General features: G+C 69.9%; 14 protein-coding genes. 5 read left to right on the top strand and 9 right to left on the bottom strand.

Annotated elements, in window-relative coordinates; translation table 11 throughout:
- Positions 1–112 precede the first annotated feature (112 nt).
- From MIAR_RS00490 to MIAR_RS00470, 5 genes are all read right to left on the bottom strand, one after another.
- Complete coding sequence (locus tag MIAR_RS00490; RefSeq protein ID WP_285629901.1) at positions 113–6,229, bottom strand: Ig-like domain-containing protein; 6,117 nt, start codon at positions 6,227–6,229, stop codon at positions 113–115.
- A 79-nt stretch (positions 6,230–6,308) separates the two neighbouring features.
- On the bottom strand, positions 6,309–6,884 hold the full coding sequence (locus MIAR_RS00485; protein WP_285629899.1) for a DNA-3-methyladenine glycosylase I: 576 nt from the start codon (positions 6,882–6,884) through the stop codon (positions 6,309–6,311).
- Positions 6,885–6,887: 3 nt separating this feature from the next.
- Positions 6,888–7,286: a cupin domain-containing protein gene (locus tag MIAR_RS00480; RefSeq protein WP_285629896.1), complete on the bottom strand. Its 399-nt coding sequence runs from the start codon at positions 7,284–7,286 to the stop codon at positions 6,888–6,890.
- A gap of 155 nt (positions 7,287–7,441) precedes the next feature.
- The gene (locus MIAR_RS00475) at positions 7,442–9,502 is read right to left on the bottom strand and encodes an acyl-CoA dehydrogenase family protein (protein ID WP_285629895.1); all 2,061 of its coding nucleotides are present in this window, start codon (positions 9,500–9,502) and stop codon (positions 7,442–7,444) included.
- Between the two features lie 155 nt (positions 9,503–9,657).
- Positions 9,658–11,088: an MFS transporter gene (locus tag MIAR_RS00470; protein ID WP_285629894.1), complete on the bottom strand. Its 1,431-nt coding sequence runs from the start codon at positions 11,086–11,088 to the stop codon at positions 9,658–9,660.
- Positions 11,089–11,192: 104 nt separating this feature from the next.
- Here MIAR_RS00470 and MIAR_RS00465 point away from each other — a divergent pair, with 104 nt between their 5' ends.
- On the top strand, positions 11,193–11,603 hold the full coding sequence (locus MIAR_RS00465) for an OsmC family protein (RefSeq protein WP_285629893.1): 411 nt from the start codon (positions 11,193–11,195) through the stop codon (positions 11,601–11,603).
- Between the two features lie 117 nt (positions 11,604–11,720).
- On the opposite strand, the gene recQ is transcribed toward MIAR_RS00465, so the two are convergent.
- Positions 11,721–13,730, bottom strand: a complete 2,010-nt coding sequence (gene recQ, locus MIAR_RS00460; protein ID WP_285629890.1) for a DNA helicase RecQ — start codon at positions 13,728–13,730, stop codon at positions 11,721–11,723.
- A gap of 103 nt (positions 13,731–13,833) precedes the next feature.
- Here recQ and MIAR_RS00455 point away from each other — a divergent pair, with 103 nt between their 5' ends.
- Positions 13,834–14,130, top strand: coding sequence for a GNAT family N-acetyltransferase (locus tag MIAR_RS00455; protein WP_285629888.1), 297 nt, complete (start codon positions 13,834–13,836; stop codon positions 14,128–14,130).
- 63 nt (positions 14,131–14,193) lie between these two features.
- Here the strand turns inward: MIAR_RS00455 and MIAR_RS00450 are convergent, their stop codons facing one another.
- Positions 14,194–17,226: a S8 family serine peptidase gene (locus tag MIAR_RS00450; protein WP_285629886.1), complete on the bottom strand. Its 3,033-nt coding sequence runs from the start codon at positions 17,224–17,226 to the stop codon at positions 14,194–14,196.
- Positions 17,227–17,373: 147 nt separating this feature from the next.
- On the opposite strand from MIAR_RS00450, the gene MIAR_RS00445 reads away from it, so the two are divergent.
- The 3 genes from MIAR_RS00445 (at position 17,374) to MIAR_RS00430 (ending at position 21,359) form a co-directional block, all read left to right on the top strand.
- Positions 17,374–17,919, top strand: coding sequence for an ECF transporter S component (locus tag MIAR_RS00445; RefSeq protein ID WP_285629884.1), 546 nt, complete (start codon positions 17,374–17,376; stop codon positions 17,917–17,919).
- 80 nt (positions 17,920–17,999) lie between these two features.
- On the top strand, positions 18,000–20,474 hold the full coding sequence (locus tag MIAR_RS17495; RefSeq protein ID WP_344289051.1) for an ATP-binding cassette domain-containing protein: 2,475 nt from the start codon (positions 18,000–18,002) through the stop codon (positions 20,472–20,474).
- Positions 20,475–20,483: 9 nt separating this feature from the next.
- Complete coding sequence (locus MIAR_RS00430; protein WP_285629882.1) at positions 20,484–21,359, top strand: siderophore-interacting protein; 876 nt, start codon at positions 20,484–20,486, stop codon at positions 21,357–21,359.
- A 46-nt stretch (positions 21,360–21,405) separates the two neighbouring features.
- On the opposite strand, the gene MIAR_RS00425 is transcribed toward MIAR_RS00430, so the two are convergent.
- Positions 21,406–22,569 (bottom strand): acyl-CoA dehydrogenase family protein, encoded by a 1,164-nt coding sequence (locus MIAR_RS00425; RefSeq protein ID WP_285629880.1) that lies wholly within the window; start codon positions 22,567–22,569, stop codon positions 21,406–21,408.
- Between the two features lie 152 nt (positions 22,570–22,721).
- Positions 22,722–23,651 (bottom strand): M15 family metallopeptidase, encoded by a 930-nt coding sequence (locus MIAR_RS00420; RefSeq protein WP_285629878.1) that lies wholly within the window; start codon positions 23,649–23,651, stop codon positions 22,722–22,724.
- Positions 23,652–23,733 lie beyond the last annotated feature (82 nt).

Here is a 23,733-nt window from a genome sequence, read left to right as displayed (position 1 = left end):
TCTCCCTCGGCGCGCCTTCCGGCGCCCGTGTCAGCTTACGTGTCGCGCGACGCGCTGCCCAGGCGAGCGGATGGGGAGTACTACCCGTCCCCGCGGCCACCGCCGCGGGCCGTCATTGCCAGTTCGTCGGCGCGGCGAGCCCCCAGCCCTCGATGTAGAGCTGGATGTTGTAGTCGCCACCGGAGTTGCCGCCCGTCCAGCAAGTCGCCTGCACCCGCCCGTTGGCCGGAACGTACTGCGTGCTGTACGACGAGCTGAAGGCGGACCCGTTCGCGTAGCAGGTGACGCGATAGTTGCCGGCGGGGAAGTTCGCGGTGTCCGCCGCGACGTAGTAGCAGGTGTCGGCAGCGCAGCTGTAGCCGTTCAGCCACCCGTGATCCACCGCCAGGGATCCTCGCACCGTCTGCGCGGACGGCTGAGGCGGCGGATTTGTCGTGGCCGAGTACACCGGGGACAGCGCCTCACCGCCCGGGTTCGCGACCGCGCGCACCCGGATGCTGTGCGTCTGGCTGTAGCCGTTGCCGACGTCACGGCTGCCCGTGGTCGCGACCTGCTGCCAACCGCCGCCGTCGATGCTGATGTACGTGGTCACAGGACGCCCGTTGTCGGAGCCGCTCGCGTTCCAGGCGAGGCGAATCGACGTGCCGAGGTTCGTCGCGCTGCCGACCGGCGCGTGAGGGGCCCCGTACGGCGTCACCTGATTCGAGGGGGCGGACTCCTTGCCCGCCTGCGACTGCTGTCCGCCGACGACCGAATACGCCCGCACCTTGACCGTGTAGGGCGTCCCGTTGGCAGCCGCGATCGCGCTCGTGCCGTTCCAGTTCGTCCAGGTGCCGCCGTTCAGTGAGTACTGGTATCTGATCTCACTGTCCTTGGCCCCGTTAAAGTCGGGCTTGGTGAAGGTGACGGTGATCTGCCTGTCACCTTCCTTCGCGACGACGTTCGTCGGCGCCCCCGGCGTGCCGAACGCGCGCTGCGGGGTGGACTGCGGGCTCAGCGCACCGGTACCCGCCTTGTTCGTCGCCTTCACCGCGTACGTGTAGTCGGACGAGTTCGTCGGGACGGAGACGGTCTTCGACGTCGCGGTGCCCACTGCCAGGGTCTGGAACAGCGAACCGCCGCGGTAGATCAGCAGGTCGTAGTTCTTGACCGCGTCACCGTTCGGATCGGCGTCGCCCCAGCGCACCGTCATCTGCGCCTCGCTGCCCACCGACGGCGCACTGCTCACCGTCGGAGCCGCGACCGTACCCGGCTTCCCTGCGGGGATCTCGGGCTGCGAGTAGACGCTGAAGTCGGACGGATCCGGTGCCTGGTTGTGCGCCCGCACCCGCACCTGGTAGCTGGTGCCGTTCTCGAGACCATCCCAGACGATGCTGTTCCCGGTCACGCCGGTCTTCTCGGATGCTCCGCGCAGTGGCGCCGGCGAGATCTGCAGCGTGTAGGAGTCGACGGGCGAGCCGTTGGACTGCGGCGTGGTCCAGGACACCTTCAGCGACTGGTCGCCGAACACCAGCGTCGGAGGCAGCGGCCGCTCGGGCCGCACGTCGGGGCGCGCGGGCTCGGACACCGGAGACTCCGGGCCGTCGCCCACGCGGTTGTGCGCGGTGACCTTGAACGTGTACTCGACGTTGTTGGTCAGGCCGTCCAGCGTGCACGTCGTCGACTCGCAGGTCTTCGTGTAGGGGCGGCCGCCCACGGAGGTGACCGTGTAGTGGTCGATCTCCGCACCGTTGTTCGACGGGGCAGACCAGTTCAGCACCACCGTGCGGTCCTCGACCGTGGTCACCCGCGGCACACCCGGGGCATCCGGCACGCCCTGCACCGTCATGGTGATGCGGCCGTCGACCTCGCGATCAGGGTCCTTCGTCGCATCCTGGACGCGGTAGCGCACGACCATCACGCCCACGAACTTCTTGCCCGGTGTCACCTCGACCTGGTCGCCCACGACGTTCGCGCCGCCGTCGCCGCTCTCCACCGTCGCGGAGAGCACCTTGAGAGGCGTGCCCTCGTCGGCGAACGGGTTGATGTCGTTCGCCAGCACGGGGATCCTGTAGGACTTGCCCTGATCGGCCTCGTCGACCGTGTCGGGGCTCGCCACCGGAAGGCTGCGGGTCGAGGCGATCACGCGCACCGCGACCGTCCCCTCGACCGGCTCGGTCGTGCCGTCGGTGATGCTCAGCTTGACGGAGGTGGTGGTGCCCTTCGGCGTCGACGTCCCCGCCTCGACCAGCAGCCTCTTGCCGTCGAGTCGTGCGGACACGCCCTCGCCGGGGTCGCCGGTGATCCGGTACTGGATCCTGTCGGCATCCGCCTTGTCGGGATCGGTCGTGAGGGCGGCGAGGTCCAGCGGTGTCGCCTTCTCGCCGGCCGCGACGTCCACCTGGCCGTTCACGAACACCGGCGGCTGGTTCTCGGGTGGCAGCACGGTGATCGGGATGGACAGAGTGCTCTTGCGTCCGGCAGGGTCTTCGACGGTCTTGCCGTCGGTGACCTCGAAGCTCACCGCGTCGTCGCCGAAGTAGCCCTTCTTCGAGGTGTAGACGAGCGTGGTCTCGTCCTTGATGAGCGAGTCGCCGTTGCCGTGGCCGGCGCTGATCTTCGACGCCTCGGTCAGGCGCACCGCGCCGCCGCCCGCGACCATCACGTACTCGGAGAGCTTGAGCTCCTTCGTCTCGCCGCTCTTGACCTCGACCGGCTTGGTGGAACGCAGCACGGGGCGAAGCTCGCTGATGGAGGGGACGAAGATGAACGCGGACGCCGTCAGACCGTCCTGGTCGGTGACCGTGTAGCGCACCAGCTGACGCTTGTCGGTGACCGTCACGCGCACCTTGCGGTCACCCAGCAGCCGCCCGCCGTCCTCGACCGCGACCTTCAGCCCCTCGACCGTGCCGTCCGGGTCCTCGTCATTGCCGAGGATGTCGACATCCGTGGTGAGGGAGTCCTTCAGGTCTTCGACTCGCACGCGGTCGTCACGGGCGATCGGCGTCATCAGGGGGACGTTCTTGTCGACCTTCACCAGGATGGGAGCGGTCGCCTCGGCTCCCCTCGCGTCGCGGATCGTGTACTGCAGCGATGCCTCGAGCTCGTGCTCCGGCACCTTCACGACCACGCGGTCACCGGATGCCTTGGCGGTGATGCCGGTGTCCGCCGGCACCTCGATGCCGTCCTTCACGAGGCGGATCTCGTCGCCGTCCGGATCGGAGTCGTTGGCGAGCGCGGGGACGGCGACGGAACGGCCGGGGCGCACGATGACGGCGTCCTTCACCGCGTAGGGCGACTGGTTCGTCGACTCCGGCGGCGCGATGCCGACGCGGACCGTGGCCGTGCCCTCGGCGCCGAGGCGGTCGCGCACGCGATAGGTGAAGGTGTCCACCCCGGTCGCGTCGGCGAAGGCCTGGTACTCCAGAAAGTTGCTGCCGGTCTCGGTGATCCTGCCCTTGACGGGCGCGACGTCCTGACCGAGCAGCTCGACCGAGTCGCCGTCGGCATCGATCCCGTCGAGCGCGATCGGGATGCGGATGCTCCCGCCCGACAGCGCCCGTGCGGTCAGATCACGCGGCCGCGGGGCGGCGTTGGCCTCCTCGTCCACGGGGAGGATCTGGATGGTGACGTGTCCGCCGGCCTTCTGATTCATGGAATCGACGGCCTCGTAGGTCAGGTAGACGGTGCGGGGCTCGCTGCCCGCCCGGAACCGCACCGAGTCCTGCGAGACGAACGCCTCGCCGTCTTTCGGGTCGACCAGGGGCTCGATCAGGTCCGGCGCGACGTGCAGCACGTCGCCGTTCGGGTGCACGTCGTTGTCCAGCACCGGGATCGTGACCACGTCGCCGACGCGGACCACGGCCTCGTCGTCATGCGTGACGGGGGCGGCGAGCTTGGTGGGTGCCGGGATCGGGATCACGGTGACGTCGCCCTGCGCCGACTTGGAGCCGTTCGAGATCGTGTACCGGATCTTCACGGGCTGGTCGAGGGCGCCCTGGTCGCCGATGCGAAGAGTGCTGTGGTTCAGGACGGAGACGTCGATGCCGCTGTGCGGCGGCACCGTGACGGACTGCACGACCAGCACGCCGCCGGCGGGATCGGAGTCGTTCGCGAGCACATCGACGAGCGCCTCCTTGCCCTTGGGCAGCAGCGCGACGTCGCGCACCGCGACCGGCGGCAGCTCGGACGCCTTCTCGTCCAGCACGTCGACGCGGACGATGCCCTTGGCATCCGCCTGCCCGGCCGAGACCAGATACTGCACGTAGTAGACGCCAGGAGCGGATGCCTTGAACCCGAACTGCTTCTTCGGATAGTCGGGCACGATCTGCACGCCGTCCAGCGGCTCGACGCGGGTGAGCCGCAGCTCGTCACGGCCCGTGCTCGTGTCGTTGGCGGTCGGGGACACCGTGGCGGTCTCGCCCACGCGGGTCACGACATGGTCGGCGTTGGTCACCGGAACGGTGGTCCCCGCGGGCTTGACGTCCAGGGTGATCTTGCCCGTGGCGGTCTCGCCCAGGGCATCCGCGACCACGACCTCGATCTCCTTGCGACCCTGCAGACTGCCCACGGCGCGGTAGGTCATCTGGCCGTCGGTGGTGAAGTCCACCTCGTCGCCGGGCGCCGCCGTCACGTTCAGCAGGTACAGGTCGTCGCCTTCGGGGTCGACCCAGTCGGCGAGCACGCCGTACGAGAGCGTGCCGCCCGACTCGACGGACAGCTTGGCCTTGCGCTTGGGCTTGGGCGCCGTGTTGACGTCCCAGGGGTAGACCGTGACCGTGGCGTTCGCGGTGTCGGTGCCGGAAGGGCGCCCATCGTCCACCTTGTAGCGGAACGTCGCCGAGCCCTTCGCGTCGTCGGGCACCAAGATCTGCAGCGCTGCGCCGTTGAGGATCGGCTGCACCTCGCCGACCTGCGGCTGGGAGTCGTCGAGGGTGGCGACCAGCACATCCCCGTCGGGGTCGTTGTCGTTGTCCAGCACCGGCAGCAGGGTGGTGCCGCCGGGACGCGCACCGAGATCAGGGTCGTCCTCCGCCACAGGGGGCGTGTTCTCGGGCTTGCGCTCGGGCAGCGAGGTCTCCACCGTCTCCTCGGTGGTCTTCTCCTCGTCCTCGGCGTCACCCTCGGGCGGGGTCAGGATGCTCCAGTCGTCGACCTTCTGCAGGCTGTCATCCGCGAGCCATGCCTCTCCGCCCACGACGTCGTTGAGCACGATCACGTCGCGGTTCACGCGGAAGGTCAGGTGCGTGCTCTGCTCCGCGCCCGGGATGTCGGCGGCCACGTCGTCCGCATCTCCCGCGCAGTCGCGCAGGAAGCGACCCGAGCCGCCCCAGGCGCCGTACGTGCAGCCCTGCAGGAACACCGGCGCGGCAGGGATCCCCGTGCCGCCGGCCTTCCGCACGACGGGCTTCGCCCCGTCCAGCGGGATCTCGACCAGGGTCTGCGCGGTGGCCAGGGCGACGGCGTCCGCCGGCGCCGATGCCTGCTGCAGGACAGCATCCTTCAGCGATCCGGCCCCGAGGTCGGCGAGGTCGACCCGGATGCCACCGGGTGTGGACAGCACGCCCTCCGCGGCGTCGAGAACCACGGGGGTCGATCCGACCGCCGTGATCGAGGGACGCGGCGAGGCTCCGATCTTGCCGACGGATGCCGTGCTGGCGTCCAGCGGGTCGCCCTGCCGGTCGACGGGGATCGTCACGATCTCGCCGCGCTCGACCGACAGGCCGAACACCGTGCCGTCCTGCGCGACAGCGACGTCGGCGTCCTTGCCGAGCTCCGCGAGTGGCTTGGTGCCCTTCACATCGAAGCCCGACACGGATGAGGCGCCCACCACCCAGAGGTCACCGGACTTGCGGTCCAGCACCGCCGCCGTGCGCGACCCCAGAGCGACCTTCGCGTCGGAGGGGATCGCGGCGCTGTCGGTGAGCGCGACATTGGCAGGGTCGATCGCCGTGAGGGTGGAGTTCCCCTGGTCGGCGACCAGCACCGTCGCACCGGCCTGCAGGATGTCGTAGTTCTCGCCGCTGGTGCGCAGGCCGCCGTCGAGCACCGTCGACTCGTGGTTGAAGTGCCCCACCAGCAGGCTCGAGGTCTTGGTCAGCCAGACGCCCGCGTCGTTCAGATCGACCTTCGTGGTCGGCTGCCCGTCATAGGCCAGCGCCATGCCGGTCAGCACCACGGTGCCGGCCAGCACGCCCGCAGTCGCCGCAAGCGTCTTCGGACGCGCGCGCACCCACGACAGCACTCTCATCCCGTGGCTCCCCCCTGATGTGCCGGGGCAATCATAACGGGAGAAGCCGACGCACAGCGACGGCGGCTCCGGCCGGGGGTCAGCGACCTGAGGCCCGCCAGCACCCGTCGACGTGGTCGTCGACCATCCCGGCGGACTGCATGAGCGCGTACATGGTCGTCGGACCGACGAAGCGGAAGCCGCGCTTCCTCAGCGCCTTGCTGAGCGCGGTCGACTCGGCCGTGACGGCGGGAACGTCGTCGAAGGTGCGGGGACGGGAGGATGCCGCGGGCGCGAACGACCACATCAGGGCGTCCAGCTCGCCGTCCGCCATCTCGCGCACGAGCGCGGCGTTGGAGATCGTGGCGAGGATCTTCGCGCGGTTGCGGATGATGCCGGCATCCGCCATCAGTCGCTCGACGTCCTCCTCGCCGAACTCGGCGACCAGTGCGGGGTCGAAGCCGGCGAACACCTCGCGGAAGCGCGGGCGCTTGCGCAGGATCGTGATCCAGCTCAATCCCGCCTGGAAGCCCTCGAGCGACATCTTCTCGAACAGCGCGCGGTCGCCGTGCAGCGCGGTGCCCCACTCCTCGTCGTGGTAGCGACGGTACTCGGCGTCGTCACCGACCCACGCGCAGCGGCCTCGGTCGTCGGGGCCGGTCAGGACCGACGCCATGCGTCAGGCGCTCCAGGGGAACGGGCGCTCGCGGTCGAGCTCGGCGTCGTGGCCGACGGAGGCGAGCTCCTGGCCCGCCGCGCGGATGCACAGCCAGCGCATCGGCGAAGGGCTCTCGGGCAGGGCGCGCAGCGCGTGCATGACGCCGGGAGCCACGCGCACCGCGGTGCCGGCCTCGAGCGGGAGCACCTCGTCACCCAGCGCGAACTCGCCGCGACCGTCGACGACGATGTAGATCTCCTCGATCTTCGCGTGCGCGTGCCAGAACGGGGACTCGCCGCCGGGAGCGGTGGTGTTCACCGAGACGCCGGCGAACTCCGTGCCGATCTCCTTGTCCAGGAACTGCTTGCCCTTCTCGCCGCCCCAGGATGCGAGTTCGCCGATCTGCGTCACGTTGCTCATGCGTTCAGGCTATCGCGGGGGTCGGACGGTCAGGCATCCGCGGGCTCCGGGCCGGATACAGATGCACGACCCGGGAACGGATGCACGGTCAGATCGGCGAATCGGTCGTGCAGGCGTTCCCGGGTCGTGCAGGTGTGCTGCGGATGCCCCGCGACTCAGGCCTGCTTCTGCTTGGCCTGCTTGCGCAGCTCCTTCTCCGAGATCGGCGCCTCACCGGAAGCGGCGAGCGCGGCGTAGTGCGCGCGAGCCTCGTCCTGGCGCTGCTGCTCGATGCCGCTCGCGATGGGGGCGCGCACGTGCTCGGGCTCGAAGCCGAAGGCGCCGACCAGCTCGAGGACGTGCGGGCGCAGGCGGTGGCACAGCCGGCCGATGTAGCTCGAGACCGCGGCCGCACGCTGGGTGGACAGGCGGCCGTTGATCAGGTGCCAGGCCAGGTGCTTCTCGATCAGGGTCAGGCCGAAGAGGTCGCGCAGCCAGGTCATGACCTGCCTGGTGCTCTCGTCCTCGATCGCGTTGACCGCATCGGTGAACGCCTCCCACTGCAGCAGCTCGCCGTGCGCACGGGCGGCTTCGATGAGCTCGGCCTGGTTCTGGTTGAACAGCTTCTCGCCGAGGGCCTTGTCCTTGCCCGCGGGACGAAGCCGGCCGGCGATGTCGGCGACCATCTGCTGCACGCGCTCGGTGAGCAGCTCGTGCTGCTGCTCGGCGCGCAAGCCGTTCTCCACCGAGCGGGCCGTGGAGCCCAGGTCGGCGACGGCCTGACCGAGAGCGCGCAGGCCGGCGCCGTGGAACACCCGGTCCGCGGTCTGCCCGACCGCGTACTTGGCCAGGGCCGCGGCGTCCTTGCCCTTGAACTGCCTGGCGTAGTCGGTGAGCAGGCGCTTGCCGACCAGCTGCAGCAGGATGTTGTTGTCGCCCTCGAACGTGGCGTAGATGTCCAGGTCCGCGCGCAGTCCGACCAGGCGGTTCTCGAACATGAAGCCCGCGCCGCCGCAGGCCTCGCGGGCCTCCTGCAGGGTGTCGAGGGCGTGCCAGGTCGAGAGCGGCTTGAGCGCGGCGGCCAGGGTCTCGAGGTCCTCGCGGTCCTCGGGGGTGTCGGTGCGCCCCGAGAAGACGCCGTCGAACTTCTGCAGGAACTCGTCGTGCGCGAAGATCTGCGCATACGTGGTCGCCAGACGCGGCAGCAGACGGCGCTGGTGCTTGCCGTAGTCCATCAGGACCGTCTCCTGCCCGTCCGCGCCGTCGAACTGGCGGCGCTGGGTCGCGTAGGTGATCGCGATGTGCAGGCCGAGAGCGGATGCCCAGGACGAGGCGCCGTCGAGCGAGACGCGCCCCTGCACCAGGGTGCCGAGCATGGTGAAGAAGCGGCGGCCGGGGCTGTCGATGGGGCTGGTGTAGGTGCCGTCGGCCGCGACGTCGCCGTACTTGTTCAGCAGGTTGGTGCGCGGCACCCGCACATGGTCGAAGCTGAGCCGGCCGTTGTCGATGCCGTTCAGTCCACCCTTGAGCCCGTCGTCCTCGCGGCCGATGCCGGGGAGGTCCTCGCCGTCCTCGCCGCGCAGCGGCACGTAGAAGCAGTGCACGCCGTGGTTCACGCCGTTCGTGATCAGCTGGGCGAACACGGTCGCCGCGATGCCGTGCAGCGCGGCGTTGCCGAGGTACTCCTTGGTCGCCGCGCGGAACGGCGTGTTGATCACGAACTCCTCGGTCTGCGGGTCGTACGTCGCCGTGGTGCCGACGGCCGCGACGTCCGACCCGTGGCCGATCTCGGTCATGGCGAACGCGCCGGGGATGGAGAGGTCCATGATCCCGGGGAGCCAGCGCTTGTGATGCTCCTCGGTGCCCAGCTGCAGCACCGCGCCGCCGAACAGTCCCCACTGCACGCCCGACTTGATCTGCAGGCTAGGGTCGGCCGCGACGAGCTCCTCGAAGCCGGCGATGTTCGCGCCGTTGTCCTCCTCGCCGCCGAACGCCTTGGGGAAGGCGCGGTGCACGGCGTTGTTCTCGACCAGCAGGTGCAGCTGCGTGAGCACGCGCTCGCGATGCTCGTCCTTGCCCAGGCTGTCGTCGCGCCAGAACGCCGGATCCTTGATCAGCTCGCGCGCCTCGCGGCGCGTGTGCGCCCACGTGCCCATGAGCAGCTCGTTCACGCGCGCGACATCGATGCCGGCTTCGGGGGCGGATGCGGCAGTGGGGCGGACGGCGGCGTCGACCATGGCGATTCCTCTCAAGAGGGAGCAGGGATGCCTCAATGGTAGGTCTGCGACAACTTCCGGGGAACTCGCCTGTGGATGTTCACCAAGCAGGCCGCGCCCCGGTCTCCGTCCGCGTTGTCGTCACCCCACAGCATCCGCTGCGGGATCGCCGGAGATCAGGCCTCCTGGTCCTCGGCGTCCACGTCCTTGCCCGTGGGGTCCCAGCGAATCACGAGCAGCGAGATCAGGCCGGCGAGGGGCGCAAGGGCGACGATCCAGAAGACGCCGGTGGAGAGAGCCGCGGCGAGCACAGGGAAGAACACGAGCGACACGATCGAGAAGACGCGCTTGACCGCCTCGTTGAAGCCGACGCCGACCCCGCGCAGGCGCGTGGGGTACGACAGGGTCGCGTAGCTCATCAGGTTGGCGCCGGGTCCGCCGGCCTGCGCGAAGACGAACGCCGCGAGCATCGCGATCGAGATGATCACGAGCGCGCCGGTCGGGATGCCGACGAACGCGAGGATCAGCAGGGACGCCGCCTGGATCGCGAAGCCGATGATCGTCATCCGGCGTGCGCCGACCCGGTTGATCAGGCCGACGCCGAGCAGACCGCCCGCGGCGCCGAAGCCGAGGTTGATGACGAGCGCGGACAGGATGGTCACGAGCGGACCCTGCTGGAACAGCATCGCGATGATCAGCGGCGTGCCGTAGGCGACGGCGTTGTAGCCGAAGGTGGAGAACACCGACACGCACAGCGCCGCGATGGTGCGCAGGCGGTAGCGCGCGGCGAACAGCTCGCCGTACTGACGCCAGTGACCGGTGCGCGCCTTCGTGGTGCGGGCGGTGTCGGCATCCGGCGCCAGCTCGACGTCGAGGCCGTGGTGCGAGCGCATCACGTCGACGGCGCCGCGCAGGTCGCCCTGATCGGCGAGCCACTGCGGCGACTCGGCCATGTACTTGCGGCGGACGAGCAGCACGATGATCGCCGGCACCGCACCGAACCCGACGACGACGCGCCAGAGGATGCCGTGCTGCGCCACGGGCAGGATCAGGAAGACCGCGAGCACCAGCAGGTAGCCGAAGCCGGTGGCGATGTACCACGCCGGCGACCAGGCGTTCACGCGCTGCGACCGGCTGCCCGAGCCGCGCAGCCTCGAGAACTCGGCGAGGAAGGCCATGGCGACCGGGAGGTCGAGGCCCACGCCGATGCCCATCACGAACCGGAAGAGGATGAGCACCCACTCGTTCGGCGCGAGGGCGCATCCGATGGCCGCCACGACGAAGAAGGCCATGTCGGCCATGAACAGCTTGTAGCGCCCGAAGCGGTCCACCAGCATCCCGCCGAAGATGGCGCCGACGACGGAGCCCACCATGATCGCCGCGTTGACGAACCCGGTCATCAGCGGGTCGAGGCCGAACTCCTCCTTGACGGCGGTGATGCCGAAGGCCAGCGACGAGAAGTCGTACGCGTCCATGAAGATGCCGCCCAGCGCCAGCACGATGATCGCCTTGGTGCGCGCACCCTGCGAACCCTTCTCGGCGAGCAGGGCGTGCACATCGCGTGCGGTGCGGATGCTGGTGGGCGTCGTGGTGCGCAGGTCGCTCATGGACTGAGACGCTATTGCCTGTCATGACAGGGATCCGCATCGGGACGTCATGAAACGTCACAACCAGGGAGCCGACTCGCTCCTCCCACACCTAGGCTGAAATGGTGAGTGCCAGGTACCGGACGGAAGCAAGCAACGGCGTCGACGGGCGGAGCCGGGTGCCGGATGGACTGGACGTGGCGGTCGCCTCGCCGCTGAAGGCGGATGCCGATCCCGCAGCCACGAACCCAGAGCAGCTGCTCGCCCTGGCCTGGGCGACCTGCCTGAACGGCACCGCCCAGGTGCTGGTGCGGGAGCAGCGGCGCACGAACGTCCGAGTCGAGGTCGAACTGCATCCGGTCGAGCCCGGGCCCGGATACGCCTTCCACGTCGACGCGTTCCTGTCGGCCGAGGGGATGACGGATGCCGAGGCTCAGGACCTGCTCGAGCGCGCACACGCTCGCTGCCCGGTCTCGAAGCTGATCGGCGGCGCCGCGACCGTGCACGTGCACACGGAGGAGTTCGCGGCGGCGTGAAGCCGCTCCTCACGGGCGTCGACGTGGCGCGCGCGCTGAACGACTTCGATCCATTGCGGAAGAAGGAGAACGTCGGCCTGGAACAACCGAGACCGGCAGTTTCCTCCTGCTCCGGCGTCAGTGCGCCGCGATCACCTCGAGCACGGCCTCGCCGTAGGCGTCGCGCTTCTTCTCGCCGATGCCGCTGATGCCGCTCAGCGCGTCGACGGATGCCGGCCGGTGCTCGGCGAGAGCGCGCAGGGTCGCATCGCCGAACACGATGTAGGCGGGCACCCCCTGCTCGCGCGCGGTGGCCGCGCGCCAGGTGCGCAGCGCCTCGAAGAGCGGCTGGTCCTCGGCGTCCAGGGCATCCGCGGCGCTCGTCCTGCGGGCGCGGGACGCGGTCACGCGCCCGATCGTGTCCTTGCGCAGCGGCACCGGGGTGTCGCCCCGCAGCACTCCCCCGGCGGCTTCCCCCGGCGCGAGCGTGCCGTACTCGCCCTGCGCGACGAGGATGCCACGGGCCAGCAGCTGCCGCACGACGCTGCGCCAGTCCTGGTCGGACAGGTCGGCGCCGATGCCGTAGGTGGCGATCTGCTCATGGCGCATCTTGCGGATGCGGTCGTTCGAGGAGCCGCGCAGGATGTCGATCAGGTGGCCCGCACCGAAGGCCTGGTTGCGCTCGCGCTTGAGCCGCACGATCGTGGACAGCAGCTTCTGCGCCGGCACGAGGCCGTCGAAGGTGTCGGGCTTCTCCAGGCAGGTGTCGCAGTTGCCGCACGGCTCGCTGTCCTGACCGAAGTACCGCAGGAGGTTCTGCCGTCGGCACGCCACGGTCTCGCAGAGTGCGAGCATGGCATCCAGGTGCTGCCCCATCCGCATCTTGAAGGTGCGGTCGCCGGGGCTCTGGTCGATGAGGCGCCGCTGCTGCACGACATCCCCCAGGCCGTAGGCCATCCATGCGACCGAGGGTTCGCCGTCGCGACCGGCGCGACCAGTCTCCTGGTAGTACCCCTCCACGGACTTGGGCAGGTCGATGTGGGCGACGAAGCGCACGTCGGGCTTGTCGATGCCCATGCCGAACGCGATCGTGGCGACCATGATCACGCCGTCCTCGCGCAGGAACCGCGACTGGTTCGCCGCGCGCACCTCGGCCGGCAGGCCGGCGTGGTACGGCAGGGCGTCGAAGCCGCGGGATGCCAGGTACTCGGCGGTCTGCTCCACCGACTTGCGGCTGAGGGCGTAGACGATGCCCGCGGCGGACTCGGGCTGTGAGCGGATGAACTCCACCAGCTGCTTGCGCGGGTCGACCTTGGGCACGATCCGGTACTGGATGTTGGGCCGGTCGAAGCTGGCGACGAAGTGCGCGGCGCTGTCCAGGTGCAGCCGCTCGGTGAGCTCCTGGTGCGTGGCCTTCGTGGCGGTGGCGGTGAGCGCCATCCGCGGCACCCCGGGGAAGCGCTCGGCCAGATCGCCGAGCGCGAGGTAGTCAGGCCGGAAGTCGTGACCCCACTGCGACACGCAGTGCGCCTCGTCGATCGCGATCACGCTGAGCGTGCCGCGCTGCAGCAGCTGCGTGGTCTGCGCGGACGACAGCCGCTCGGGGGCGACGTAGATGAGGTCGAGCTCGCCGGCGACGTACGCGCGCTCCACCTCACGCCGCTCGTCGAGCGCCTGCGTGGAGTTCAGGTAGGCCGCGCGCACGCCGTTGGCGCGCAGGGCGTCGACCTGGTCGTGCATCAGGGCGATCAGGGGACTGATGACCAGCCCCGTCCCCTCCCGCACCAGCGCGGGCACCTGGTAGGTGATGGACTTGCCGCCGCCCGTGGGCATCAGCACGACGGCATCCCCACCGCCGATGACCTGCTCGACGATCGCGGCCTGATCGCCGCGGAACGCGTCGTAGCCGAACACGGCCCGCAGCGCCTCGAGGGCGGTCCCGAACCGGGAGGGAGCGGCCTTCGCCGCAGCGGGGACGGATGCACTGTCCGACCCGCGCGACGAGCTCGGCGCCGCCGGTGCAGGCGACCCCCAGTCCAGCGGCGGCTCCCAGCCGTCCTCCGGCGGCACCCAGTCCATCTCCTCCGGCTCACCCCACGGCTCATCCGGGTACGGGATGTCGTCGTACGGGTCGGATGACGTCGGCATCCATCCAGCGTAACGACCACCGCCGACCTCGGATCCGGCTCTCCACAGCATCCGCCCCTCCCGGCGGGGTGCGCGTAGGTTGGACGGAACCGAAGGAGGAGCAATGCCCGACATCACCGTCAGTCGCAACGACGACGCCTCGCGTTACGAGATCCGCCTCGACAGCACCCTCGCCGGGTACGCCGAGTTCGACCGGCGTCCGGGCGAGTTCCGCTTCACCCACACCGAGATCGACCACGCCTTCCAGGGCCGGGGCCTCGCCCAGCAACTCGCCGCGGAGGCGCTCGCTGATGCGGCGGCGACCGGCGACGCCATCGCCCCGTACTGCCCGTTCATCGCGAGCTATCTGACCAAGCATCCGCTCGACGGCGTCGAGATCCGCCTGCCCAACCAGGGCTGAGCGCCGCTCCGCGCACGCGAACGGGGCCGATCCCGAAGGATCGGCCCCGCCTCGTGTGTCGTGCTACTTCGCGTCGACCGTCACGATGGTGCGCACGTCGGAGTCGCCGTACTGCACGACGCCGAGGTACTTCCCGGCCGCCAGGCCGCTCCACGAGAGATCGTACGAGACGTCCTCGCCGCGGGTGACGGAGAGCGGGTTCGGAGTCGCGGTGAACGCCCCCTGCCCCGCGCCCGGAGCCACGTTCGCGTAGGTCATGTCCCACGTCATCGGGTTCGGTGCGGAGTAGATGTTCGCCACGACCAGGTAGGTGCCCGCGGTGGGTGCCGGGATCGTCACCTGCTCGTCGGCGGATGCCGTGGCCGACTGCCACTTCTGGTAGTAGCGCAGATCCGTGGGCGAGACCACCCGGTAGACCGTGAGGTCGAGGTCGCTGCCCGCGTCATCCGACGAGTCCAGGTCGAAGCGGCTCAGCGTCGTGCCCTCGGGCACCTCGACGATCCAGCTGACGTCCTTGTTCTCGTCGCCGGACTTGCCGTCGCCGGAGTGGCCGTCGACAGGGTTGTCCGGATCGGTCAGCAGCTGCAGCGGTGCCAGGCCGTTGACGTTCAGCGCCATCGTTCCGTTCACGCCGGAGGTGATCTTCACGGATGCCGAGCCGTCGACCCCCGTGCCGGAGACCTCGGCCGGTGCGGCGGCGGTGACCGGGAAGACGGCCAGCGGCGAGCGCACGTCGCCGGACTGCCCCTTCCAGGTCAGCGATCCCGTCGCCCACTTCTCCACCGGGGCGGAGGAGTTGTCGAACGTCACCGTGAAGCTCTTCGACTCGCCCGCCTTGGCGAAGCTGAGCACCTTGGGCTCTACTGTGACGTTCACGCCCGGGATGGACGCGACGGCCGTGTACATACCCGGCGCGGTCGCGGTGACCGTGCGGGTGACCGTCTGCTCGCTGGCGAGCGTGCCGATGGCGATCGACGCCACGTTCAGGTCGCTCGCGTCGATGGGCTTCACGTCGTCGAAGGTGCCCGGCAGGACGCCCTCGATGTACTCCGCCCAGTCCTGCGCACCGTTCAGGTACAGCAGGCCCGGCTGCAGGTACCGCTTCGCGTCGACCTGGCCAGCGCCCTGCGCGAACACGTCGGTGCTGCGCGAGCCGTCGGCGTTCACCGTGTCGTAGGCGGTGGTCATCAGCGCCGACTTGATCTCGGCGGGCGACGCATCGGGGTGCTCGCCGAGGTACAGCGCGGCGAGACCGGCGACGTGAGGCGACGCCATCGAGGTTCCGGAGAGGATGTTGAAGGTCGGCTTCTCCTTCTGCCGGTTGTTCGTGGCGGCGAGGATGGCGACGCCCGGCGCCGCGACATCGGGCTTGATGATGTCGGAGCCGGCCGCCTTCATCGGGCCGCGGCTGGAGAAGCCGGCGATCTGCGGCACCGGGGTGGTGATCCCGGTGGTGTTCTCGCCGATCAGCGTGATGGGCAGGTCGGTGCCGCCTTGCACGTACGCCAGTACGGCCGCGCGGTTCGCGGCTGCCAGGTGCACGGTCGGAACCGAGTGGAAGTCGTTGTCGAGCGAGTCGGCGCCGCCGGGCACGTTCACCAGGACCATGCCGATGCCGCCGGCGGCCTTGACGACCTCGGACTTCTCGGCGCGCGCATTGCTGCCGCGATCGCAGACCACGATGTGGTCCTTGACCTTGGCGGCGTCGAGCGTGCCGGGCAGGCACAGGTTCGCGTCGGTGCCCGCTGCCGCATCACCGGCGTAGATCGACGGGCCGGTGACCTCGGATCCGAACGGGACGCTCACGGAAGCTCCGGCCTTCTCGAAGCCGGGGAACTTCACCGTGCCCTCCCACGTCGGGATGGTGGATGCCGCGACCGTGGTGTACCAGGGCGAGGCATGGTCGGCCGTGACCGGGTCGGGGCCGTCGTTCCCGGCGCTGACCGAGACGAAGATGCCCGCGGCCGCCGCGTTGAAGAACGCGATGTCGTCGGGCTCGAGGATGCCGGTGGCGGCCCCTCCGCCGATCGAGTAGTTGATCACGTCGACGCCGTCGGTCACGGCCGCGTTGATCGCCGAGACCAGGTCGCTGAGGGCGCAGATGTCGTCGGTGGTGACCGCCGGGTCGGGACCCTCGTAGCAGGCCTTGTACATGGCGACCTTGGCTGCCGGAGCGACGCCGGAGACGGTGCCGAAGTCGACGCCCGACACCGAGGCCTTCACCCCGAAGTCGCCCGCCGCGGTGCTGGAGGTGTGCGAGCCGTGCCCGGCGCCATCGCGCGGGGACAGCAGGTCGTACTGGAAGTCGAAGCCCGCGGCCTTGGCGCCGGCGGAGAAGTACTGCCCGCCGACGAGCTTGGTGGAGTAGTCGTGCTTGTCCCACTCCTGTCCGCTGACGATCGGGCTCTTGAACGTGTTGCCGTCGGCCTTGTCGAAGTACACGTATTTGCCGTCGGTGTACGGCTGTCCCTTGGACTTCGGGCTGTTCCCGTTCTTCAGCTTGGCACCCGCGAACGACGGGTTCTCGGGAGCGATGCCGGTGTCGACGACACCGACGACGATGCCCTCGCCGGCCGTGCCGACTCCGCCGGTCTTCTCCCAGACGCCGCCCTTGCCCGCGGCGTCGTCGCCGAGGCCGAGGAAGTCGGTGGAGGTCTGGGCCTGCGGGTGGCGCACCTCGTCGGCGTAGACGCCGAGCACGTCCTTCGAGGCGCGCAGTTTGTCGACCTGCGCGCCGGTGAGCTGTGCGGAGAAGCCGTTCGCGACGACCTGGTAGTCGGCGTCCGGCGTCACTCCCTGCTCCGCGGCGAGCTTGCGCTGCTCGTTCCTCAGGTGCGCGATGTACCTCTGCGAGTTCGCGGAGTGCGCGTCGAGCTTGTCGCCCTTGGCAGGCTTGGTGGCCTTGAAGCCGGCGGTGCCGCCGTCGTAGCTGGCCAGCGGATCCGCCTTCATGAGCACGATGTAGTGGCCTGGCGTTCCGTCGACGGGAGTGGGAGTCGTCACCCCCTCGGCCGCGAAACCGGAGGTGGCAGTGGATCCGATGAACAACGCGGCCAGGGATACGGCCGCTGTCACTCTGAGGGGTGTTCGTCTCATGAGTCGCTCCTGTGTGTCCGGACGCCGCTGCTCTGCGGCATCCGCGTCTCAACGTAACCCGGCATCCGGACATCGCACCAGCGACTTACGGCCAGGTGTCGAACTCCCGACGGGCCCCGCCGCCCGCCGATCGCGTAGCCTGGATCGGTGCCCCCCGCCGCCAGCCTGAGCACGCGCACACTGCTCGTCTGCGCGGCCATCGGCGTCGCCACCGGCATCCTCGGCGGAATCGCGGGTGTGGTCACCCTCGGCGTCCTCGCCGTGACCCCGTATCTGTACGGACTGGTGCTCGGCGTGCACGTGCTGCCCGGCATCATCGCGCAGGAGGTGCTGCGCCGGCCGCTGGTCGCCCTGATCACGCACGTGATCGCCGCGCTGATCTCGAGCGCCTTCAATCCCGCCTGGGCGATGCGGTTCATCGGCACGGCGCTGCTGTTCGGCGCGATCCAGGAGGGCGTCGCCGCCCTCACCCGGTACCGCGCCTGGGGACGCTGGCGCTTCTTCGTCTCGGCCGTGATCATCGGTGCGATCGTGGCGGTCGTGGTCGGGTTCGTGGTGGACCTCGGCCGCTTCGACCTGTGGGTTCAGGTGGTCTACCTGACGATCTCGGTCCTCGGACCGGTCGCATGGACGGCCGTGGGCATCGCCGTGGGCAACGCGCTGCGCCGCGCGGGCATCGCACCGAAGCGCTGAGACAGCGGTTGCCGAGGGCAGGCCGACCCAGGTAAGGGTAGGCTAAGTTCACAGCATCCGCCGCCGACAGAGGACCCGACGTGCGCTCATCCGCGCCCCTGCTCCGTGTGCGCGACCTCAGCGTCACGCACGCCGACGCGGCGCACCCCTCCCCGCAGCAGGTGTCGTTCGACGTGCATGCGGGCGAGGTCGTCATCCTGATGGGGCCGAGCGGGTCCGGCAAGTCCACGCTCACGCTCGCGCTGAACGGGCTCATCCCGCAGTCGGTCGAGGCCGAGATGACGGGCACCGTCGAGGTCGGCGGGCGCGACACCCGCACGACTCCGGTCGCGCAGCTCAGCACCGACATCTCGATGGTGTTCCAGGACCCCGATTCGCAGCTCGTCACCGGCACGGTGCTCGACGAGGTCGCGTTCGCTCTCGAGAACCTGCTGCTGCCCGCATCCGAGGTGCTCGAGCGCGCCGAGGACGCACTGCGCCGCGTGGGCCTCTGGCACCGCCGCAGCTGGAACCCCGACCTGCTCTCCGGCGGCGGCCGGCAGCGGCTCGCGATCGCCTGCGCACTCGCGATGCGCTCGCGGGTGATCGTGCTCGACGAGCCCACGGCCAACCTGGACCCGCAGGGCGTCGCCGATGTCTACGCCGCGCTCGCCGCGCTGACGACGGATGGCAGGGAACGCGCGATCGTGCTCGTGGAGCACAACCTCGAGGCCGCACTGCGGTTCGCGACGCGCGCCATCGTGCTCGACGGCGAGGGGCGGATGCTGTGGGACGGGCCGGCGCGCGACGTGCTGGAGGAGCACGCCGCGGAGCTGGAGGAGCTGGGCGTGTGGGGGCCGCGAAGCCCGGCTGAGCTCACACGCCACGATGGGTCAGAAGCGCAGCACGCCGCCATCACCGTCCGCGAACTGGTCGTGGAGAAGAGGGGCGCCACTGTCCTCAGCATCCCCGCCCTCGACATCGTCGCGGGGTCGTTCACCGCCATCGTCGGGGCGAACGGTGCGGGGAAGACGACGCTGCTGCAGGCACTGGGCGGGGTCGTGGCGCCGCCGCGCGGGACGGTCATGATCGGGGAGCTGGACGCCGGACGGGCCTCGCCCCGAGCGCTGAGCTCGCAGGTCGGATTCGTGTTCCAGAACCCGGAGCACCAGTTCATCGCGCACACCGTGCGAGAGGAACTGGCCCACGGGCTGCGGCTGCAGCGCGTGGGCTCGGCGGAGATCGACGCGCGCGTCGACGAGATGCTCGATCGGTTCGGCCTGCGGTACAGGGCCGACGAGCATCCGTTCCTGCTCTCCGGTGGTGAGAAGCGCCGTCTCTCGGTCGGGACCGCTCTCATCACCCGCCCGCGCGTGGTCGCCCTCGACGAACCCACCTTCGGGCAGGACCGGGCCCGAGCGCTCGAGCTGCTGAGCCTGCTGCAGGATCTGCAGCGCTCCGGCACGACGATCGTGGTCGTCACGCACGACCTGGACCTCGTGGCCGCCTATGCGACCCATGCCGTCCTGCTGGATGCGGGGGCTCTGGTCGCCGCCGGGCCGACCGCCGAGGTGCTTCGCGAATCGGGTCTCACCAGCGGCGGGTCTGCGGATGCCGAGCCCGCAGCCTCTGCGACACCGGCCGGCACCCTGTCCCAGAAGGCGCCTCTACCGGGGCATCCGACCCACCAGAGCTGGGACGCGGATGCCCCGCTTCCCGGCCCTTCGGCCACGCCGCACTCCCCCGCGACCGAGCCGACGCCGACCGACCCGTACGCCGCGGCGCCGGCATCCGCCCGGTTCTGGCTGCACCATCTCAACCCGCTGGCGAAGATCGCCGCGGTGCTGCCGGCGATGGCACTGCTGGTCGCGACCCGCGATCTGCTCACGCCGGCCGTCTTCCTGGTGCTGTCGTACCTGCTCGTGCTGACCGGAGCGCGGCTCACCCGCCGTGCGACGGCGCTGCTGCTGCTCGGGATGCCGATCGGCGTCGCCGTCCTCACCGTCGGCTTCGGCGTGTGGGTCGCCCCGGGCCAGGTCGCGGGCACGGGCGCCGTACTCACGATCGGCGCATGGACGCTGCACGCGGGAGCGCTGGTGATCGGCCTCGCGACGGCACTGCGCCTGGGCGCGATCCTCGCGCTGGCCCTGATCGGCGGTCTCACCACGAGCGGTCCCGACCTGGTGCGCGCCGCGGTGCAGCAGCTGAGGGTGCCGTACCGGATCGGGTACACGGCGCTGGCCGCGTACCGGTTCGTGCCGCGCTTCGGGTACGAGCTGTCGGTGATCCGCGCCGCCCACCGCGTGCGAGGGCACGGCTCAAGGGGGTGGGGCGGAGGCCGCGGACCGGTCGCCCGCCTGGTGCGCGGCTGGGGGTACGTCGTGCCGCTGCTGGCATCCGGCATCCGGCATGCCGAGCGCGTCGCTCTGTCGATGGATGCCCGCGCCTTCGGCGCCCACCGCACGCGCACCGAGCGGCACCTCGTCCCGTGGCGCACGCGCGACACGGTCTTCGTGGTCGCCGTGGCCCTGGCATCCGCCGTCGTGTTCACCGCCACCTTCCCGTGGCAGCTCTGAAAGGGAATCATGTCCGTCGGCAAGATCGTCAAGCCCGCATCCGCGGAGCTCATCCACCTGACCGTGCTGCGCACGCAGCGGCTCACCAGCGGGTGGATGCGGGTGACGCTCGGCGGCGGTGAGATCGAGCGCTTCACGCCGATGGGCTACGACCAGTGGTTCCGGCTGTTCCTGCCGCTGGGCGGCGAGGAAGGGCTGGAGCGCGTGCCCGCGAAGGCCAACGGCCTGCTCGGGTATCTGAGGTTCCTGCGCATCCCCGACGGCGTGCGTCCGGTGATGCGCAACTACACCGTGCGGTCGTACCGCCCGGCGAGTGCCGATGCCGGCGCCGAGATCGACGTGGACTTCGTGCTGCACGGGTCGGCAGCCGACGGCACCGCAGGGCCCGCATCGCGCTGGGCGGAGACCTGCCGTCCCGGCGAGCACGTCCTCGTGATCGACGAGGGACTGACGTTCAACCCCGCACGCGGAGAGGACCGCGTTGTGCTGGTGGGCGACGAGACGGCCCTGCCCGCGATCGCGGGCATCTGCGCCTCGCTGCCGACGACGGCCGTCGGGACCGTGATCGTCGAGGTCGCGGTCGAAGAGGACGCGCTCGAGTTCGCGCATCCGGCAGCCATCGAGGTGCGGACGATCGTGCGCACGGATGCCGAGGTGCCCGGCGTGCGCGCGCTGTCGGCGCTGCGCGAGCTCACGCTGCCGTCCATGCCGTTCCACGCATACATCGCTGGCGAGCAGTCCCTGGCATCCGGCGCCCGGCGGTACCTCGTCGCCGAGCGCGGCGTGGACAAGGATCACGTGAGCTTCACCGGCTACTGGAAGCGCGGTGCCTCATCGCCGGCATCCAAGGCATCCCGCGAGGCGGCCGCCAGGCCTGCGAACTGAGGGGCCGTCCGGATGCAGCATCCGGACGGCCCTCGAGGATGATGCGTCAGCGCTTGCCGGCGATCTGACGGCCGACGAGGTCGCGCATGATCTCGTTGGTGCCGCCGTAGATGCGGTGCACGCGGGCGTCGGTGAACGCCTTCGCGATCGGGTACTCCATGATGTAGCCGTAGCCGCCGTGCAGCTGCACGCCCATGTCGAGCACCTCCCACTCGCGCTCCGTGGCCCAGAACTTCACCTTGGCGGCGTCCTCGGCAGTGAGCTTGCTGTCCTTGTAGGCCAGCAGCGCGCGGTCGACGTACGCCCACATCACCTCGGTGGTGGTGACCATGTCGGCCAGGCGGAATCGGGTGTTCTGGAAGTCGGCGATGCGCTCGCCGAAGGCCTCGCGGTCCTTGGTGTACGCGATGGTCCAGTTGGTCGCGGCCTCAGCGGCCGCGGCGGCGGCGACACCGATCGAGAGGCGCTCGAGCGGCAGGTTCATCATCAGCTGGATGAAGCCCTGACCCTCCTTGCCGCTGATGAGGTTCTCGTCGGGGACGAAGACGTCGGTGAAGCTGAGCTCGGCAGTGTCCCAGCCGTGGAAGCCCATCTTGCTGAGCTTCTTGCCCTGGTCGAAGCCCTCCATGCCCTTCTCCACGATCAGCAGGCTGAACGCGTCGGGGCGGTTGCCCTCACCGGTCTTGACGAAGGTGACCACGATGTCGGCGGTCGTACCCGAGGAGATGAACGTCTTGGCGCCGTTGAGGATGTAGCCGCCGTCGACCTTCTTGGCGTTGGTCTTGATGCCGCGCAGGTCGGAGCCGGCACCCGGGTCGGTCATGGCGAGCGCGCCGAGCACCTCACCGGTGGCCATGCGGGGCAGCCACTTCTCCTTCTGCTCCTGGGTGCCCATGTGCACCAGGTACGGCACGGCCAGGTCGTCCTGGATGCCGAAGGCGCCGGCCAGCGAACCCGCACCCGCGGCGATGACCTCCTCCATGACGATCGTGCGGAAGCGGTAGTCCTGCAGCATTCCGGCGCCGCCGAACTCCTCGGGCACCGAAAGGCCGATCAGTCCCGCCTCACCGGCGGCGAGCATGGTGGCGCGGTCGATCTCGCCGGCGGCCTCCCACTTCTCGATGTTCTCGTTCGTGGCGTACCGCTTGACGAAGTCCTTGACCAGGTCGCGGAAGGCCTCGTGATCCTCTTCGTAGATGTCGCGTTCCATGACGTCCTCCTGAAAGTCGTGCGCGTCTTCGCACCGGCGAGTCTACGACGCGAGGAGGTCCGGACACAGCGGATTGTGGGAATGCGTCTCACAATCCGTGGCACTGCGTACCGGGTTTGTGGGAAGCCGTCAGTGGACGAATCCGGATGCTGTCAATGCGCGTAATCGGGGGCTGGGGGGAGCCCGAAGAACTCCTCCAGCGTGTGGAAGCCGCCGTCATGGTAGGCCTTCGCCAGCTCCACACCGATGAAGCGCAGATGCCACGGCTCGGGCATGTAGCCGGTGGTCGGCGTGGCGCCCTTCTCATAGCGGACGATGAACCCGTACTCCCAGGCGTGCTGCACGATCCAGTTGCTCTGCGCGGTGGAACCGAACGCGCCGAGCGACCCGCAGCCGTCCGAGCAGGCGACGACGTCGACGGCCAGGCCGCTCTGATGCTCGCTGTGACCGGGGCGCGCGGATCCGGCATCCGCCCCCGCGACACCCTCGGAGCGCACGAAGCGGGAGTAGGTGACCTGCTGCAGGCCGTAGGAGCGATAGGCGTTGTTGACGCCGATGGTGCCGGCCCCTCCGGCCGTCAGATCGGCGCTCATCCGGTCGAGGGCGTCCGCGACCTCGGGGCGCATGCTCACCGAACCGGAGGTGGCACGCAGGCTCGACGCCCGCACGGATGCAGGCGCGAAGTCCACCGGGGCCAGCGGGCGGAGCTTGTTGACGACGACCCAGTCATGAGCGGGATCGGAGAGCGAGATGCACGGGGCGTTGCCCGCCGTGACCGCGGAGCGGAACTGCTCGCCACCACCGAAGGCGCGCACAGCGGCAGCGTCATCGTGCGCGGCGAGCGCGGACGTCACAGCAGCATCCGCGCACGGATTCGCGGCGTGCGCCTCGGCCAGCTTCACGTCCGGGAGCGCCATGACCGCGGCGGGCGCCGGCAGCACCGCCGCGGCGGGAGCGTCCGATCCACCGCCGCCGGCCAGCGTCACCAGCGAGGCGATCGCGGTGAACAGCACGCCGATGGGCACGGCGACCCGTACGGCGAGCGGCGCACGCGACGCATGCCGGGAATGCGTGGCGCTCATCGCTCCATTGTGACGCATGGCCCTGACCGTTACACGACCTCGCCGCCATCGCCTCGAAGCCCGCGGTAGCCGGGCTCATAGT

The organism is Microbacterium arabinogalactanolyticum, assembly GCF_030268005.1.
Lineage (GTDB): Bacteria > Actinomycetota > Actinomycetes > Actinomycetales > Microbacteriaceae > Microbacterium > Microbacterium arabinogalactanolyticum.
The sequence above is the reverse complement of the archived record's forward strand: the minus strand, read 5'-3'. Positions and strand labels throughout refer to the sequence as shown.

Bases quoted from the DNA above. Each gene is read 5' to 3' on its own strand.
- MIAR_RS00490 (WP_285629901.1), bottom strand. From the start codon at position 6,229: ATGAGAGTGCTGTCGTGGGTGCGCGCGCGTCCGAAGACGCTTGCGGCG.
- MIAR_RS00485 (WP_285629899.1), bottom strand. From the start codon at position 6,884: ATGGCGTCGGTCCTGACCGGCCCCGACGACCGAGGCCGCTGCGCGTGG.
- MIAR_RS00480 (WP_285629896.1), bottom strand. From the start codon at position 7,286: ATGAGCAACGTGACGCAGATCGGCGAACTCGCATCCTGGGGCGGCGAG.
- MIAR_RS00475 (WP_285629895.1), bottom strand. From the start codon at position 9,502: ATGGTCGACGCCGCCGTCCGCCCCACTGCCGCATCCGCCCCCGAAGCC.
- MIAR_RS00470 (WP_285629894.1), bottom strand. From the start codon at position 11,088: ATGAGCGACCTGCGCACCACGACGCCCACCAGCATCCGCACCGCACGC.
- recQ (WP_285629890.1), bottom strand. From the start codon at position 13,730: ATGCCGACGTCATCCGACCCGTACGACGACATCCCGTACCCGGATGAG.
- MIAR_RS00455 (WP_285629888.1), top strand. From the start codon at position 13,834: ATGCCCGACATCACCGTCAGTCGCAACGACGACGCCTCGCGTTACGAG.
- MIAR_RS00450 (WP_285629886.1), bottom strand. From the start codon at position 17,226: ATGAGACGAACACCCCTCAGAGTGACAGCGGCCGTATCCCTGGCCGCG.
- MIAR_RS00430 (WP_285629882.1), top strand. From the start codon at position 20,484: ATGTCCGTCGGCAAGATCGTCAAGCCCGCATCCGCGGAGCTCATCCAC.
- MIAR_RS00425 (WP_285629880.1), bottom strand. From the start codon at position 22,569: ATGGAACGCGACATCTACGAAGAGGATCACGAGGCCTTCCGCGACCTG.
- MIAR_RS00420 (WP_285629878.1), bottom strand. From the start codon at position 23,651: ATGAGCGCCACGCATTCCCGGCATGCGTCGCGTGCGCCGCTCGCCGTA.